This window comes from Pedobacter alluvionis, from assembly GCF_003664035.1.
Classification (GTDB): Bacteria; Bacteroidota; Bacteroidia; order Sphingobacteriales; family Sphingobacteriaceae; genus Pedobacter; species Pedobacter alluvionis.
On record NZ_RCCK01000011.1, the window covers coordinates 569,010 to 585,318 of the forward strand.

The window sequence follows — 16,309 nt, forward strand, 5'->3', positions numbered from 1 at the left end:
TGGCTTGTCAAACCGACCTTAAAATCCTGCAATTCTATAAATTCTGATCATTCGTCACATTTTTTGCCCCATCCATCACATTTTAAATATTGTGAGCAGTTCTCTTTGTAAAATTGTACCATTAATTAAAACAAAATGGAAATTCTTTCAGGTAATTCATCTGCAATCAAATCTAAAAACATCAACCAGCTTGAGTTTTGGATTTCTACTACATTATACATCCTTGCATTGATCAGCATCTGCACGCAGACCACTTATGGTTCTGGCGGATCTTACCGTTTTTCTGAAAATTCGGTTGAGTATAGCATCATGGCGAATTTCTTTCTTCCCGAAATATTCAAGATCAGTATCATTTACTTCAGTTTTTTGCTTTTCAATTTTGTTTCTATGCCTCAATTGGCAAAGGGCCGTAACGTAACCATGAACCTGATCATGACCATTGCGGTTACTGGGTTTTCTATTATTGGATGGATGATTGCCAACACCTATTCCGAAGCTTACCGCCTTGTGGAATATGATGATATAGACCGCGGTTACGACATGTTTTTTGGAGAAGCTTTTACCTATATATTTTTTATTTACTTGCTTTTTAACGCTTATGCCTATTTTAATGAGCGTGGCATGGAGCTTTTTAATAAAATTCTTTTTTTAAAGAGTTACAACCAGAATATTGTTTCAGAGATATTTGTGAGTACAAAAATCTGGCTGATTACGCTCATGATTTTCACCGCGGTACTTTCTGTTAAGATAGATTATGAGTTATTGGTGATCTGGATTATTGTGCCACCTGTAAATATTTTTATTGCCTTTTGTGCCATTTATTACATCATTCCAAACCTAAGAAAGGATTTTAAAGGCTTTGGCCGGTATTTTTGGGGCAATGTAGGTTTAACCATTATTGTTTCACTTTTGCTCTTAATCATTCTTATTCCTTTTATGCGCAATGGCGAAGTTGTGCCAATTACCTTAATTTTAAATGCAATCTGTTTAATCTGCATGACCACACCATCTGCCTGGTATGTTTACAAACATAAATTTGAAAAACTGAGCGAAATCCAGATGCTGAAAACAGAGCTGGGCAAATCGGATGCAAACCTGAATTTCTTAAAATCGCAGATTAACCCACACTTCTTGTTTAATGCTTTAAACACCCTTTTTGGAACCGCTTTACAGGAAAATGCAGAAAGAACGGGCGAGGGTATTCAAAAACTGGGTGATATGATGCGTTTTATGCTCCACGAAAATACGCAGGATAAAATTTCGCTAACCCGGGAAGTAGAATACCTGAACAATTACATTGATTTACAAAAGCTCCGTACCTCGCGTTCTGCGGATATCAGGATTGATACCCATATTGAAGAACAATTAAACAATTTGCAGATTACGCCAATGTTGTTGATACCCTTTATCGAAAATGCATTTAAACATGGGATCAGTTTGCAACAGCCATCGTATATCAAAATTACATTGCAGACAAAAGAAAAGACTTTATATTTCGATGTAAGCAACAGCATTTACATCAAGGCCGATAATGATCCTGAAAAATTAAAAAGTGGCATTGGGCTCGAAAATGTTAAACAACGCTTATCATTACTTTATTATGGAAAACACGAATTAATTATCCGTGAAAGTGCAAACGAGTTTTTTGTTCATTTGACTTTGACGTTGGATTAGTGATATGTATCTTTCAGAAATCAAATAAACGAGTAAATAATTTAAATTTATAAATTTGGCCGATTCGTCATTTCGACTGGAGCGCAGCGTAATGGAGAAATCTTTGACCCATGTTTAAAAGATTTCTCCGCTACTGTCGAAACGATCGCCTTTGAACTACTAGAGATGCTTCTTTCGTCAGCATGACAGAAAAAACAAATAGACCAACCAAAAATGATTGCCATTGCTATAGATGATGAACCAATTGCATTAGACATTATAAAATCGCATGCCTCAAAAGTTCCATTTATCACCTTGCAGGAAACCTTTACTGATGCTTTTGCAGCCATCACTTATCTTCAGCATAATAAGGTTGACCTGATTTTTCTCGACATTAAAATGCCCGATATCAGTGGCATTGATTTTTTAAAGAGTTTAAGCAAGCCCCCGATGGTGATTTTTACAACAGCTTATACCGAACATGCGGTGCAAAGTTTTGAACTTGACGCTGTTGATTATTTGTTAAAACCTTTTTCACTTTCGCGTTTTTTGAAGGCCTGCAATAAGGCACACGAACTATTTAACCTGCGTAACCAGAAACAGGAAGCTAAAACGGAATACATTTTTGTAAAAGATGGTTATGAACAAATTAAGGTTAATTTAGACGAAATCTGTTATGTGGAAGCCTCGGGAAATTACACGCAGATCCAGCTTAAGGATAAATTACTGAGCTCACGCATTACCATAAATGACCTTGCTGAGCTGTTGCCAAAAACAGATTTTATCCGCTGTCACCGGGCTTTTATTGTGGCTAAAAACAAAGTATCCAAATTTGACCGCAGCCAAATTTGGATAGGAGATAAAATTATACCCATTGGGGCTACCTATGGTGGAATACAACTTACTTAATGCGATTTAGACCTTAAAGTCTTTGGACACCTGTAAGGTCTGGAACAGCGATATGAAACTCAGAACCATTGTTAAATAAACCTGATAGTAGCGTAAAACCCGAAGGTGAGGCACGAACCGAGGCTTTGAAGCGGATAGCAGGACTTTAATAACCCAAGTACTCCAAACCCTGCTTTCCAAAAAAGATAACCCCCTAAGTCACCTGAGTGCATCTAAGTAATCTGTAGGTTTGTAACCCATTTATTTTACATTTACCCTGATTCCTGCAGTGTGAGTGGTAAACTCTGGCGCATACATACTTTGCAAACTGGTAATCCCATTCGAAAAATTGCCGGCATGAGTAACCCTTAAAGGATATTCGAATACATAAGTTCCTTTTGGCATGTAACTGATAAAGAAATTGGTTGAAGCATCTTTAGTGCTTTCATAATAACCCAAACCATCCTGATATTTATACTGGGAGATCACATTTACGGGCTCGAAACCTGATGAACGCATATCTTTCAAATGAATGTATTCCATATCTCTATCGCAATAAATTTCTATGCGTACTTTCAGCAAATCACCTGGTGCCAAAACATTGCTGGTAGTAAGCGGCGTTAACAAATCGCCTTTATCGCTGGCTTTCTGGATGAATAATTGTTTTTTGATTTGGACCCCGGTATTGGCCGATGTGATTTTATCCAATTTCTCAAAATATTGCCAGTATAAGGCACCCCAGGCTATGGTTTGATTATTATTTTTAACCTCTACCCTACCCATTTCAGGCTTAACATCCACACCTGCAATGCTTACTTTCTGATAACCGGTTCCGGCCTCCTTTGTAGCATTGGGTTGCTGCAGTTCTGCTAATTTCTGACTGCCAATGGTGATTTCTGGTTCATTACTTTCGCTTAATAAATCGGTACCTTTCATTAATAATGCATAACAGGCAGCTGTAGTAGCTTTTGTGGTTTGCCAATCGTTGGTTTGTTTATTTTTGAGCAACCAGATTTTCATTTCCTCTACCGCTTTGGTATCGTTGGACACTTCATCAAAAGCCTCAATTAATAAAGCCTGCGTTTCAACCGGACTTTGGTACCACCACCAACCTGCTTTGTTGTTAGCCCAGTACATTCCCAGTTCGTCGTTTTGTTGTGCGGTTTGACTTAACAGCGTAATGATTTTTTTCGCTTCTACATTATTGCCGTTTCTATTTAAAACCAATGCTGTTTGTGCCAGTTGATAAGTATCAAAGGTTTTCCAGTTGGCAACCAATTTTTTGAGGTAAAAATCTTTAGCTTTTGTAAAATCGGCAGTAGTATTTTTTTGATTGGTATAACTTCTGGCAAAAAGATAGTGTAACGGCAAGTAGCCAGAGCGTTTCCCCTTCACTTCATCCTTATAGTCCTTAACGAATTCCGCATCTAAATAAATAATGGCTTTATTGAGCATAGCATTAAATTTCGGATAAGCCTTTTCATCAACCATTTTCAGCTTTTTTAACTGGCCCATGCCTAAAACAATGTGCTGGGTAATGTAACGATCTTCCCGCATGCCACTAAACCATGGGAAAGCACCATTATTAAACTGCATTTTTTCTAACTTCTCAAAATTGGCTTTTAACTCATAGGTCATTCTGTTTAAGTCGAAAAGTGTAGCCAAACGTTTCTTACGTTCGCTTTCATTATCTGCATTGCGTACCCAGGGAGTTTCTTCTAACAAAATCGATTTCAATTCCTGGTTTTTCTCCAGGTTAGATAACAATGCTTCGCCGTTATTGGTGTTTTTCCATTGTTCAAAAACCGTTTTAATTTTTGGCGACGAATTAATAATTCCCGTTGCAAAACTATTGGCATAAAAGCGGCTAAAAGTTTGTTCAGCACACTCGTACGGATATTCCATCAAGTAAGGTAAGGCCTGCACCGCATACCAAACCGGATTTGAGGTAAACTCAAAGGTTAAACTTTGATTGCGTAAGGTTTTTGAGGTGCCTGATTTCTCCAGCTTCTCAAAGTCGAAAGTTTTGGTGGTGTTGCCGCGCACATTTATGGGCATACTTTCGGTAACCAACATGGCATTTGCTAAGACCGGAATGGTATTTTCTTCACCATCACTAAAATTGCCACTTTGCGCTAAAACTTTATAGGTAACAGCACTAATGCCTGATGGAATAATTAATATCCATTTTAAAAAGGTATTGCCCTCATTATCCACTTCAAAAGTTTTTTCCGATTTATCACTTGAACCAAAAATCTGAATCGGTTTTCCTGTTAAGGCATCGGTAAGTGCTAAACTGGCATTGCCAGACAGTTTTTTACCAGCAAGGTTATTCAGCTTGGCACTTAATAAAATCGTATCTCCTTCCCTGAAAAAGCGTGGGGCATTTATGGCAATGGCCAATTGTTTCTGGGTAACCAATTCATTAGTGATAGATGCCGTTTTTAAATCTTTGGTGTGTGCAAAACCCATCATTTTATAGCGTGTTAAACTTTGGGGGATGGTAAACTCGATCTTGATTTCGCCCTTTGCATCAGTTAACAACCGCGGATAAAAAAATGCAAGTTCGTTAAAGTTGGTGCGTGGGGTTACGTTTGTGTTTTTAACTGGCTCAATTTCCTGACGTAGCGTTGCTGACTTATCTTCAGCTGCCATTGGAAAGATCATCCCATCGGCAGATCTGCTACCATAAATTGCATTGGCCGCAACTGGGGCACTTTGTAAAGTGGCAACACCCCTAATCTGAACAACCGAACCAGTCATATTTTGCTTTTTTTGTGTAGCATATCCAGTAACCACCACTTCATTTAAAGCATTCCCATCTTCTTTCAGCGTTACATCAACCCGTTTTTTACTGCCTATTTTTATAGAATAGCGCTTAAAGCCGATAAAAGAAAAATTAAGTGTCTCCCCTGCTTTGGCATTAATGGTGTAAATGCCAAAAACATTGGTGGTAGTTACCATTTTACCTACGCTAACCTGTACGCCCGGCAGTATTTCGCCCTGACTATCGAACACCACCCCATAAATTAGTTTACCATTTTCTAACTCCGCCAGTTTTTTTAACCCTTCCTTAGATAAGTCTTTTTGTTTAGCCCTTTGTAAATTGCTAATGTAGTTCCGGTAACCAGAGTTGTATCCGCCATAATAGTTATAACCAAACAGATTAAGGTTTTCATAGCCCCGGTTAATTACGCTATAATCTCTGTCCTGTCTTAAAAACCATAGGTAACCTGGGTTAGCAACATTGTTTGCATTGAAATTCCAGTTATAAGAACCATAATTAAAACTGGTTTGCAAATTGGTATTCCAGTTCATCTGCCTAAGGTCATCCAAACTGGCATCATAAAGTGTGGCTACCATTTCGGCCATTTGTTTTTCTGCCTTGTTATTACTGATCTGCAGTTTCCAGCTTTCCTTTTCACCGGGCTGTAATTTATTACGAAAGGTTAAAAAGCGGATGTTCAGTTCTTTCTGCGGATCAACAATTTTAACCTGTTGCATGGAGTTGTAAACAGTACCTTGATGCACCATGGTAAACTGTACTGCAAAACCATCCTCGTAATTGGCTTTTGGTTGTATTTTAACAATGGTTTGTTTTGGTGATAAATTGATCCACACTTTTTCGGCTATGCTATCGCGATAATAAACTTCGTAATAAGCCTTGCTGTTCTCTGCCAAACCTGCCAAACGGAATACAGCGCTTTCGTTTGGTTTAACCACCGTAACTTCTGGTGTAATCCATTCGATGTTTGATTGTATTACCGCAGGTACTGCATGATAAATCACCAGGTATTTATCTACAGTAACCGTATCATTTTGCCCATTTACAGCCGTTAAGCTGATTTTATAATAACCTGGCTTCAGGTCTTTCTGACTAAAACTTAAGTTTCCACGTCCATTTTTGGCACTAAGGTTTTGTTTAAATTCTACTGATTTTACAGGCCATTTGGCTACTTCGAGTTCATTGTTATAATCATCATGGGGAAAGTTCTTAATAAAATCTTCCTTGCTCATGGCATAATTTTCGGGATAAAAAGGACTTTTGTTCATCAGCCTTGATGGTGCCTCCAATAAACTCCACTCTGCTTTAACATCAGCCTTAATGGCTTCATTGTTTAAATTGGTAACCGAAAAAGAGATACTATCTGTTTTATTGCTCAAGTACACAACTTGCTCTGCATTGATATTAAGTGTTATATCTTTCTTTCCAACATTTATAGTAGTCGTCTTCGAACGGGTTTCGCCATTTAAATCAGTGATATCAGCCACAATTTCGTAGCTATAATTTGCTCTGGTATCCGTAACGTTTGCAAAAAAAGTAATCTCGAATTTACCTCCTGCTTTGGTGCTTGTTTTGCCGATGGCTACCTGTTTTCTTTCAGCATACATCCTTGAGCCATAAATAACACTCCGTTGTTCGTAGCTGAGCCTGTAATCATCCATCACTCTCCGGAAAACTTTATAGTTTACCTTCGCGTTGCTCACCGAATAGCCTGAAAAAGAACTGGCTTTACCCTCTACTTTAATGCTATCATTCAGCTTATAGTGTTTGTTGGGTTTATCAAAAACCACTTCGAAAGTAGGCCGTTTATATTCTTCAACTTGTACAGCAATGCGGCCATATTCGGTTTCAATTTCCATCTGACCGTTCAATATGCCCATCGGGATGGTAAACGAACCTTGAAATGTGCCGTAATCGTTACTCATCAATTTCGTTTTGGTAATCTCTTTTCCATTGGCATCATTAAAGGAAATATCAACGGCCCTATTTACGGCAATTTTATTCTTTCCATTCAGGATGTTCAAACACAATCCTTTATAATAAATGGTTTGTCCCGGGCGGTAGATCGGTCTGTCGGTAAATAGAATTACACGTTCTTCATCTTCGTCATCCCGGTAGCTATTATAATTGTTAATGTTGATCTGCAATTCATCATTACCAAGCTTTAATAATGCGGCACTCATTCCAGACTGGGTTTCGGCGGTACTGGCGTAACCATTCCCATCTGTAGTTAACAATTCACCATCAATATATTTACGCGTATTGTAATCATATCTCCGTTGCCTGATCGTTACGTTTTTTAAAGGCGCACCATTATTCGACTGACTAACAAAATATTCATGATTATCAATATTGCGCCTGTTAATAACCGCCATTGCCGTAACCTTAAAATTGATGTTGCTATAAACAGTATCGTTCTGTTTGCGGTTAATGGTCTGGACAATTAAAGTATAACTACCAAAAGGCAATGCCTCAATTTTATCAACTAAACTGTGGGTTTGATAATCGTTGGTTTTAGGAACAGCTATTGCCCACTGCTTAACTATTTTATTCTTCCTTAAAAAAGCTAAAAAATCGGCCTTATTGTTAAACTGTTCATAGTCATTTTTAAATTCGGGTGAATGGTACAACTTCAGCTGTATCGTATCTGTATTTTTGTAGGATAAATATAATTGGCTGGGCTGATCAGGCTGTACAAATTCTTTTACTTTAACCGATAAACTGCTGCTTTTAATCTCTTCAATTAAATTCCTGGCATTCTGTGCCCCAATGCTTTTTGGAAAGGCATTTATCGCTTTTTCGGCCAAAGCAATTGCCGTAATCAGGTTTTGTTTATTGGTATCAACAGGTAATTGTGCGTTTTTATGTATGGTGGCCTGCTCATATAAAATATCAGCAAAAACTTCGCTTTGGGTACTTTGTTCAGCCAACTGACTTAAAGCGTTGTAGTACAATTCTTGTTTGTCGCCGGTAAAATGCTGTTGTACAAACTTTAACCTTTTTAAATCTACATCTGCCAGTGCTGAAGAATTACTGCTGTTCTGGTGAAATCGGATCAGGTTTTTAAATAACTGCAAAGCCTGCACTTTAAAAGAAGAACTATCGGCCGGTATTTTAATATTTAAAAATAGTTGTCTGTTACCAAACCAGTCAACATTACTCATGTCGATTAATTCATCATCATATTGTGTAAGGTTGAGTTGTGTATTGCTAAAAACATCGATGGCACGGTGGGCCAGCAGATCGTATAAGGTAGGCCTAAAGCTTCTGTATTTTTTATCACCTGCCAAAACCGCATCCAAAGTATCTACTTTCGTCTGTTGTAAAATCTTACTGTCTTTTAATGAGAGCAGGTAATATTTTACCGTTTCATCATTCAGTTTTTTAATGTTCCAGGTTTTAATATCATCTCCTATATCGCCCTGTACCTGCGTACGCTGGTTAATCTGCCAACGATTCTGTTGCAGGTAGTTCCAATATGTTTCGGCTAAAAGTGATTGTAAAATGCTTTTTTCAGGCTGTTTGGCTATATTGATATCTTTTTGCAAATTGATCAAAATCTTATCAAAGGCATTTTCCTCCAGGTAACTTTGAAACATCATTCGGTAAATAACCGATTTAACGAGCAAAGGCGTATTATGCGTTTTACGTGCCTGCTCATTTATTTTTTCAATTAAAGCAAGCGCATCTTTTGGTTTGGCCTGGTTGGCAATAGAATCGACCCTGTAAAAATCGTTAAGTGTGTATTTCTGTTGTGCAGAAACACCTAAAGACAGCAAAATGAGGAGAAAAAATAAAGCGGGGCGGCGTAATAATATATTCATAGGTAACTTGCGTTTTAATATAGATGGACTGAACGCCTAAATTCCATAAGCGGTAGATATTTATCTGATTCTTATACGAATCTAAGTATTAATGAACTAAATGTTACAAGCAGCAAACATTAAGGTTTTTAACATTCGCGGCATAACATTATCTTTGCCCCATGTCAACACAATTAAAAAATCTATCCGATTTCTCTCATACCACTGTTCCCAGCGGTGCAAACTATAAATTCGGGATTATTGTAGCCGAATGGAATGCTGAAATTACCGGTGCATTATACAATGGTGCATTAAAAACCTTGTTAGCAAATGGCGTTGCTGAAGAAAATATAATTTCTTTACCTGTACCCGGAAGTTTCGAATTAACAGGTGGTGCCGAAATTTTATTGAGCAAAAGAAGCGATATAGATGCCGTAATCTGTTTAGGCTGTGTAATACAGGGAGACACGAAACATTTCGATTTTATTTGCGATGCAGTAGCGCAAGGTGTAACCAATGTTGGCATTAAATACAGTAAACCAGTTATTTTTGGGGTGCTAACCACCAATAATTTAGAGCAGGCGCAAGACCGTGCAGGCGGCAAGCATGGCAATAAAGGCGATGAAGCTGCAATTACCGCGATTAAAATGGCCGATTTTTCTGCACAGATTTAAACTTGTGTTTTAATAATTATTTGTAGCTTAGAGATTTAAACTTATCCGATCAATGAAAAAAGTAGCCATCTTATTATTGGCGGTGTTCTGCACCATTACCATTTTAGAATCTTGTTCTTCTAAACTTTGTCCTGCCTATGGATCTTATCCAGAAAGTAAACGCAGAAATTAAGCCTCATATATCTACAATCTTCATATTCAGGTCATTTGCAGAACTTTATTTAAATGCAATTGTTATCCTGTAAAATAATATTTATCATATCATGACTTGGGTTAACTTAACTTCAATAGAACAGCTTGATGAAATCAAAAACGCAAGCGGTTTTAGCCTTATTTTTAAGCACAGCACGCGATGCTCCATTAGTTTAATGGCTAAAAAGAATTTCGAATTTGATTGGGATGTAATTCCGGCAGATACTAAACTTTACTTTTTAGACCTGATCAGTTACCGCGAAATTTCGAACAAAATTGCCGAAATATTTCAGGTAGCCCATCAATCGCCGCAGATTTTATTGATTAAAAACGGCGATTGTGTATTGGAAGCTTCACATAGCGATATTTCTGCAGATGAAGTTGCAGAAGTAATCGCAGCCTAACGATAAAAAAGATTTCAGACAAAGGGTATTCAAGCATTTGGATGCCCTTTTTTTGTGGTTTAGTGTTTTTTTTCAGAAAAGCAATGCCTGGTTTTTATCGGTTAGTGTAGTCCTGCTGTACACTGTACCTTTTTGGCTACCCTTCGACTCCGCTCAGGGTGACAGCCAAAAAGCTGCCGTTCCCATCAGGTTTATTACCGTAGGGTCTGTGTAGGAAAATCACCAAACGTTCCTTCGGAACGAAAACGCCTATTCGTTTATATTACCTATGATACGTTCCGATGGAAAGTACAACAAATATACATAACAGAGATACCGTTACATGTGCCGTTCCACAGGGCCGCATCATGGGTAGACTGGTGACAAAAAAAGGTCCCGATTTACATCGCGACCTTCTAAAATTTATAATTGTTATAGCTTAAGCTACCACAGTATTTTCTATTTTCAACACCTTTGAAGTTTTATTTCTGGTTTCTTTACAAAGCGCTGCGTCCTGAGCAAGTGATTTTCCGTAAGTTGGGATCATCTCTTTAATTTTGGCCTGCCATTCTTCTGTGGCCAGATCTTCAGCAAAACAACGGTTTAATAAATCAAGCATGATCGATACGGCTGTGGAAGCACCAGGAGATGCACCCAGCAAAGCCGCAATAGAACCATCAGCAGCACTTACCACCTCTGTACCAAACTCTAAAACACCACCTTGTTTTTCATCCTTTTTAATCACCTGAACACGTTGACCAGCATATTCCAATTCCCAATCTTCAAGTTTAGCGGTTGGTAAATATTCTTTTAGTGCTTCTAACCTGTCTTCTGGTGATTGCCTTACCTGTTCGATTAAATACTTGGTTAAATCAAGGTTGTGCAACCCGGCAGAAATCATCGGACGGATGTTATTGAATTTTATCGATTTTGGTAAATCCAAAAACGAACCATTTTTAAGGAATTTGGTAGAGAAACCAGCATAAGGACCAAACAACAAAGCCTGTTTGCCGTTGATCATCCTCGTATCTAAATGTGGAACCGACATTGGCGGTGCGCCAACCGCAGCCTTACCATATACCTTAGCGTGGTGTTTTTTAATAATCTCTTCGTTGGTACACTTTAACCATTGTCCGCTTACCGGGAAACCGCCAAAACCTTTTCCTTCAGGAATATCTGATTTTTCCAATAGTGGCAAAGAACCACCACCCGCACCGATAAACACAAACTTAGCTACACGTTTACGTTTATCGCCACTCTCCAAATCTTTAACCTTTACAATCCAGTTGCCGTCTTTATTTTTCTTCAGATCGCGGATTTCGTGGTTAAAATACATGCTCACATTGCTTTGCTCCTTTAAGTTGTTGAACATGTCGCGGGTTAAGGTACCAAAGTTAACATCGGTTCCCAGATCCATCTTGGTTGCGGCAACTTTTTCGTTGTTCTTGCGTCCATCCATAATCAATGGTGCCCAGTTTTTTACCTGCTCAGCATCCTCCGTATATTGCATGTCGCTAAACAGATCGCATTGTGTTAATGCATCATAGCGTTTTTTAAGATATTCTACGTTCTTTTTGCCCCAAACAAAACTCATGTGAGGAATATTGCGGATAAAATTGCAAGGCTCAGAAACCAATCCTTTACTGACCAAGTAAGACCAAAACTGCTTAGATACCTCAAAATGCTCTGCAATCTGCACTGCTTTTTTAATTTCAACGGTACCGTCTTTCTTTTCGGGTGTATAGTTTAATTCACAAAAAGCAGAGTGACCCGTTCCGGCATTATTCCAGGCGTCAGAACTTTCTGCCGCCGCAATATCTAAACGTTCGTAAATTTCTATGCTTAAATTGGGCTCTAATTGTTTTAATAAAACACCCAGGGTTGCACTCATGATGCCAGCCCCTATTAAAATTACATCAGCGTCAGTTTTACCAACTGTCTTTTTCTTTTTTGTCATCTTAGTTTAAAGGAGTTACAAATTTAGAATGATTTTAAACATACCACGAATTTTAAAGCATTAAATCTTAAAAAATTGCCTAAAAATTAGAAATACTTTCTATTTTTTGACAAGTTCTAATCAAATTTTAATCCAAAACACAGTTCGAACACGAACAAGCAAAAAAAGATAGTTGACCCCTATTAAAAGCGAATTATTAACTTGCTAATCGCACCACCCATTCCTTTAAAATATTTGCCATTTTATTCATAAATGACTAAAAAAAATTAAATCTCGATAACAAATTCCGCCGTTTTACAGACGAAATGAAAAAGAATCTACAATTCTGATTTTTTTCCAGTCCCAAAATGTTAGTTTTATAGATCTATTTGCTTAAAACTTAACCATGAAGAATTTAGTTTTATTTTGTACCGTCCTATTTTTAGCTGCCTGTTCTGGCGAAAAAACCGATCAGCTTTTGCTCGAACTCGACAAAAAGAAACTGGCCGAAAATATCAACTACGATAAGATCATTTTTTATAAGTTTGCTAAAATAGCTGTCCGCTCAACTGCTGTTCAGGATACTACCCAGCCCGAGTATCAAAAATTCAGCAAACAGGCGCAAAGTATTGTTCGAACCTTAAATAAAGTGAACGGGCATGGAAATGAAAACATTTCTGTAATAGATGCCTTAAGGATGTATAAAGAATATCGATCGGTTAAACAGTTTGTAAAAGAAACTGACGAAGATGTTTTCCCTCTCTTAACTGCTGGACTTATTGCCATGAATAACGGAGCAAGAAGCCCTGTTCCCTTTTTTAAAGATTTTAACAAAGCCTACTATCAAAACATAGAACATGCCATTTTAAGTATGGCTGTATTAACTACAAGAGATTTAGGGCAGCCTTTTGCCTTATACGAATGTTCTAAAACCCAGCCCGAGCTACTTGATGATTGCGAAATTAAAACACTTTTAGAATTTGTACGCGGCTTTTTATTTTTTGGTAATAACCTATTTTATCTTTCAGAAGATGGCCTTTCAAGAAACATTAAATGGCTGGATAAAAACGAGAAAATCCCGCTCCCCTATACTAAAGCATTTTTTGGCTGGAGCCGTTTAAACGATGAGCAAACCCATGTTGCATTTCATAGTATGAATTATCTTTTTAGAGGTTTCGACCGGATGAGAATGGAGCGAAAAATTGACGAGGAAAGGTCGCTTGAAGATTTTGAGGCATTTTTAAACGACATGAATAAACTAGGCATTCAAAATGAACTGGTTTGGGGAATAACCGCTTACCTGAACTTAAAAAAAGAAAGACCAGAGCAATCGCTTCCAGCGCTGGAAAAGTTAAGCAAAAGCCCATTATTTTCTAACAGCGAACGGGAAGCCCTACAACAAACTATAGTTTATGTAAAAGACCGTAAATCAGATAAGGCTTTAACAAATGTGTACGACAAAGCATTTATCGGTAAAATTGCAACTAAATACATGGTCGCGGTGCTCTCGAAGATAGATTGGGAAAAACTGATGAAACAGCAGGGTGTCCCTTATACCGAAGAAGTATTTGCCGGTATAGGCAAGTTTAAAGCACTTTCCAATTCGGTAAGTGAGTATACTCAGCCATCAACCATAGAAAAGGGTAAGAAAGAAATTGGCAAGAAAGGCAGCGAATTGCTCGAAAAAGCCAAAGGGTTATGGAATTAATTGCAATCGTCATGATAACTTAAGAGATTCGTCATTCCCAACCTGATTGGGAATCTTACTACATTATACATGTTTATAAGATTCCCGCATACGCGAGAATGACAAATACACTAGAAACCTCCCCTATCAGTTTTTAAGCTTTGCTTTAAATACCTTTTCCAGTTTCTCTATTTTGGGTTGGATCACTAACCTGCAATAAGGTTCACTTCCATTTTTATTGAAATAATTCTGGTGATAATTTTCGGCAATATAAAATGGTTTAGCCGCTTCAATAGCGGTAACCACTTTTTTACCGTAAGCATTGGTCTTGTTCAATTCTGCTTTATATTTTTCAGCCAAAGCTTTTTGCTCAGCCGTGTGATAAAAAACCACCGAGCGGTATTGCGTACCGCTATCGGCGCCCTGACGATTTAGTGTAGTCGGATCGTGGCTTTTCCAAAAAACTTCTAATAAATCATCGTAAGAAATCACCATTGGGTTATAGGTAATTTCTAAAACCTCAGCATGCCCTGTAGCACCGGTACATACTTCTTCGTAAGTTGGATTGGTTAAAGTGCCACCTTCGTAACCCGATTTAACCGAGACCACGCCTTTTAAACGTTGAAATATAGCTTCTGTACACCAAAAACAGCCCATTCCGAAAGTTGCTTTTTCGGTTTTTTTCCCCTGTGCCTGAGCTTGATTCAAAGCTAAAACCGATAATAGAATTAAAATTATTTTTCTCATTGTGTGTTTTTATTTATTAGTCGAAAATAACCCCTAAACCTTACAGCTAAACTGAATTATCTACATCTAATTATACGCAAAAAAACAGGCAGTAGTTTGCATCAAACCAATAATGGGTTTTGTATGACAATCGCAACAATTTGTCGATTTCGTTGTTTATGTTAATAACTTAAAAATCTGATTAACAAAATTTTAAATCGCGAACCCATCAGTCAAACGCACTTATTAACAATTCTTTTTAAATTCGTATAACATTAAATATAAAATTATGTCTACACCGTATATTCCTTGTTTAGATTTAGGCTCTTACATCAATGGTACCGAAGAAGAGCGCAAAAAGTTTTCTGATGAATTGGGCAGGGCTTTTAACGATTCGGGTTTTGTTACCATTACCAACCATGGTTTAAGCCAGGAATTAATTGATAAGCTTTATGAAAATATTAAAGCTGCCTTTTCGCTACCTGTTGAAATCAAAAGGAAATATGAAAAACCAGAATTAGCTGGTCAACGTGGTTATACCAGTGCTGGCAAAGAAACCGCTAAAGGTGCTAAAACACCAGATTTGAAAGAATTCTGGCAAATTGGTCAGGAAGTTACTGACGGAGATCCGGTTAAAAATGAATATCCTGACAATGAAATTTTAGAGGAGCTGCCTGAATTTAACAAAGTAACGGGCGACATCTATAAAAAACTGGAAGAAAACGGAACGCATTTATTACGTGCCATTGCTACTTATTTAGAATTGCCGATAAATTATTTTGATAAACACGTTCATAATGGAAATTCTATTTTAAGAGGCATTCACTATTTCCCAATTGAAAATCCGGAAACGATTCCTGATGATGCGGTACGTGCAGGTGCGCATGAAGACATCAATCTGATCACCTTGTTAATTGGCGCCAGCGCTGACGGCCTTGAAGTGTTGACCCGAAGCAACGAGTGGTTACCAATTAAAGCACATCATACTGATATTGTAGTGAATGTGGGCGATATGTTACAACGTTTAACCAATAATAAATTAAAATCGACGACGCACCGGGTAGTAAATCCGCCTCGTGAACTAATGAAAACATCGCGCTTCTCTGTTCCATTTTTCCTGCATCCACGCAGCGATATGGATTTAACCAGTTTACCATCAACCATTGATGCGGAACACCCTAAAGCTTATAGCGATATGACCGCGGGCGAATATCTGGATGAAAGGTTAAGAGAAATTGGATTGAAGAAATAAAAAAGATCGTCATTGCGAGGAATAATTTATTATATAAAAATCAATATGGGTGACGTTTTTTCCTTACCACAAGTCTTGCCTCGGCTCGCCGCCGCCGAAGGGCTCTTTCTTTTTGGCATCAAAAAGAAACAAAAAATGCCGGCTGAAAATTTTTCTTTCAAAGCCAGTGGCGGGGCTTGGTCAGTGGAGCCCGAAAAATTTGTTAGGCCGGATTTAAGTAGAACGGAGATACTGTGCCATGGCCTTGCTAGATGGAAATGCATAATTTCGCAAGTCACTCATTAATAAATAATTATAAAACAACGTCAATGGCAGGCTCGATTCTTCATC

General features: G+C 37.9%; 9 protein-coding genes. 6 read left to right on the forward strand and 3 right to left on the reverse strand.

Going from position 1 to position 16,309, the window contains the following annotated elements; translation table 11 throughout:
* Window positions 1–135: 135 nt before the first annotated feature.
* Entirely contained in the window at window positions 136–1,674 is a 1,539-nt protein-coding gene (locus BCL90_RS10235) for a sensor histidine kinase (RefSeq protein ID WP_208529790.1), read from the forward strand.
* Between the two features lie 213 nt (window positions 1,675–1,887).
* Complete coding sequence (locus BCL90_RS10240) at window positions 1,888–2,562, forward strand: LytR/AlgR family response regulator transcription factor (protein ID WP_121283888.1); 675 nt, start codon at window positions 1,888–1,890, stop codon at window positions 2,560–2,562.
* A gap of 240 nt (window positions 2,563–2,802) precedes the next feature.
* Here the strand turns inward: BCL90_RS10240 and BCL90_RS10245 are convergent, their stop codons facing one another.
* Window positions 2,803–9,150 (reverse strand): alpha-2-macroglobulin family protein, encoded by a 6,348-nt coding sequence (locus BCL90_RS10245; RefSeq protein ID WP_121283889.1) that lies wholly within the window; start codon window positions 9,148–9,150, stop codon window positions 2,803–2,805.
* A gap of 161 nt (window positions 9,151–9,311) precedes the next feature.
* Here BCL90_RS10245 and ribH point away from each other — a divergent pair, with 161 nt between their 5' ends.
* Window positions 9,312–9,803, forward strand: coding sequence for a 6,7-dimethyl-8-ribityllumazine synthase (ribH, locus tag BCL90_RS10250; RefSeq protein ID WP_025145257.1), 492 nt, complete (start codon window positions 9,312–9,314; stop codon window positions 9,801–9,803).
* A 263-nt stretch (window positions 9,804–10,066) separates the two neighbouring features.
* Window positions 10,067–10,399, forward strand: a complete 333-nt coding sequence (ytxJ, locus tag BCL90_RS10255; RefSeq protein ID WP_121283890.1) for a bacillithiol system redox-active protein YtxJ — start codon at window positions 10,067–10,069, stop codon at window positions 10,397–10,399.
* A gap of 418 nt (window positions 10,400–10,817) precedes the next feature.
* On the opposite strand, the gene BCL90_RS10260 is transcribed toward ytxJ, so the two are convergent.
* Window positions 10,818–12,335, reverse strand: coding sequence for a malate:quinone oxidoreductase (locus BCL90_RS10260; protein ID WP_121283891.1), 1,518 nt, complete (start codon window positions 12,333–12,335; stop codon window positions 10,818–10,820).
* 385 nt (window positions 12,336–12,720) lie between these two features.
* On the opposite strand from BCL90_RS10260, the gene BCL90_RS10265 reads away from it, so the two are divergent.
* Entirely contained in the window at window positions 12,721–14,022 is a 1,302-nt protein-coding gene (locus tag BCL90_RS10265; RefSeq protein WP_121283892.1) for a short-chain dehydrogenase, read from the forward strand.
* A 126-nt stretch (window positions 14,023–14,148) separates the two neighbouring features.
* On the opposite strand, the gene msrA is transcribed toward BCL90_RS10265, so the two are convergent.
* The gene (gene msrA / locus BCL90_RS10270) at window positions 14,149–14,748 is read right to left on the reverse strand and encodes a peptide-methionine (S)-S-oxide reductase MsrA (protein WP_121283893.1); all 600 of its coding nucleotides are present in this window, start codon (window positions 14,746–14,748) and stop codon (window positions 14,149–14,151) included.
* A 268-nt stretch (window positions 14,749–15,016) separates the two neighbouring features.
* Between msrA and BCL90_RS10275 the strand changes: the two genes are divergently transcribed.
* Window positions 15,017–15,979: an isopenicillin N synthase family dioxygenase gene (locus BCL90_RS10275; RefSeq protein WP_121283894.1), complete on the forward strand. Its 963-nt coding sequence runs from the start codon at window positions 15,017–15,019 to the stop codon at window positions 15,977–15,979.
* Window positions 15,980–16,309 lie beyond the last annotated feature (330 nt).

Coding starts and splice junctions, on each gene's coding strand:
- BCL90_RS10260 (WP_121283891.1), bottom strand. CDS start 12,335: ATGACAAAAAAGAAAAAGACAGTTGGTAAAACTGACGCTGATGTAATT.
- msrA (WP_121283893.1), bottom strand. CDS start 14,748: ATGAGAAAAATAATTTTAATTCTATTATCGGTTTTAGCTTTGAATCAA.
- BCL90_RS10235 (WP_208529790.1), top strand. CDS start 136: ATGGAAATTCTTTCAGGTAATTCATCTGCAATCAAATCTAAAAACATC.
- ribH (WP_025145257.1), top strand. CDS start 9,312: ATGTCAACACAATTAAAAAATCTATCCGATTTCTCTCATACCACTGTT.
- BCL90_RS10275 (WP_121283894.1), top strand. CDS start 15,017: ATGTCTACACCGTATATTCCTTGTTTAGATTTAGGCTCTTACATCAAT.
- BCL90_RS10245 (WP_121283889.1), bottom strand. CDS start 9,150: ATGAATATATTATTACGCCGCCCCGCTTTATTTTTTCTCCTCATTTTG.
- ytxJ (WP_121283890.1), top strand. CDS start 10,067: ATGACTTGGGTTAACTTAACTTCAATAGAACAGCTTGATGAAATCAAA.
- BCL90_RS10240 (WP_121283888.1), top strand. CDS start 1,888: ATGATTGCCATTGCTATAGATGATGAACCAATTGCATTAGACATTATA.
- BCL90_RS10265 (WP_121283892.1), top strand. CDS start 12,721: ATGAAGAATTTAGTTTTATTTTGTACCGTCCTATTTTTAGCTGCCTGT.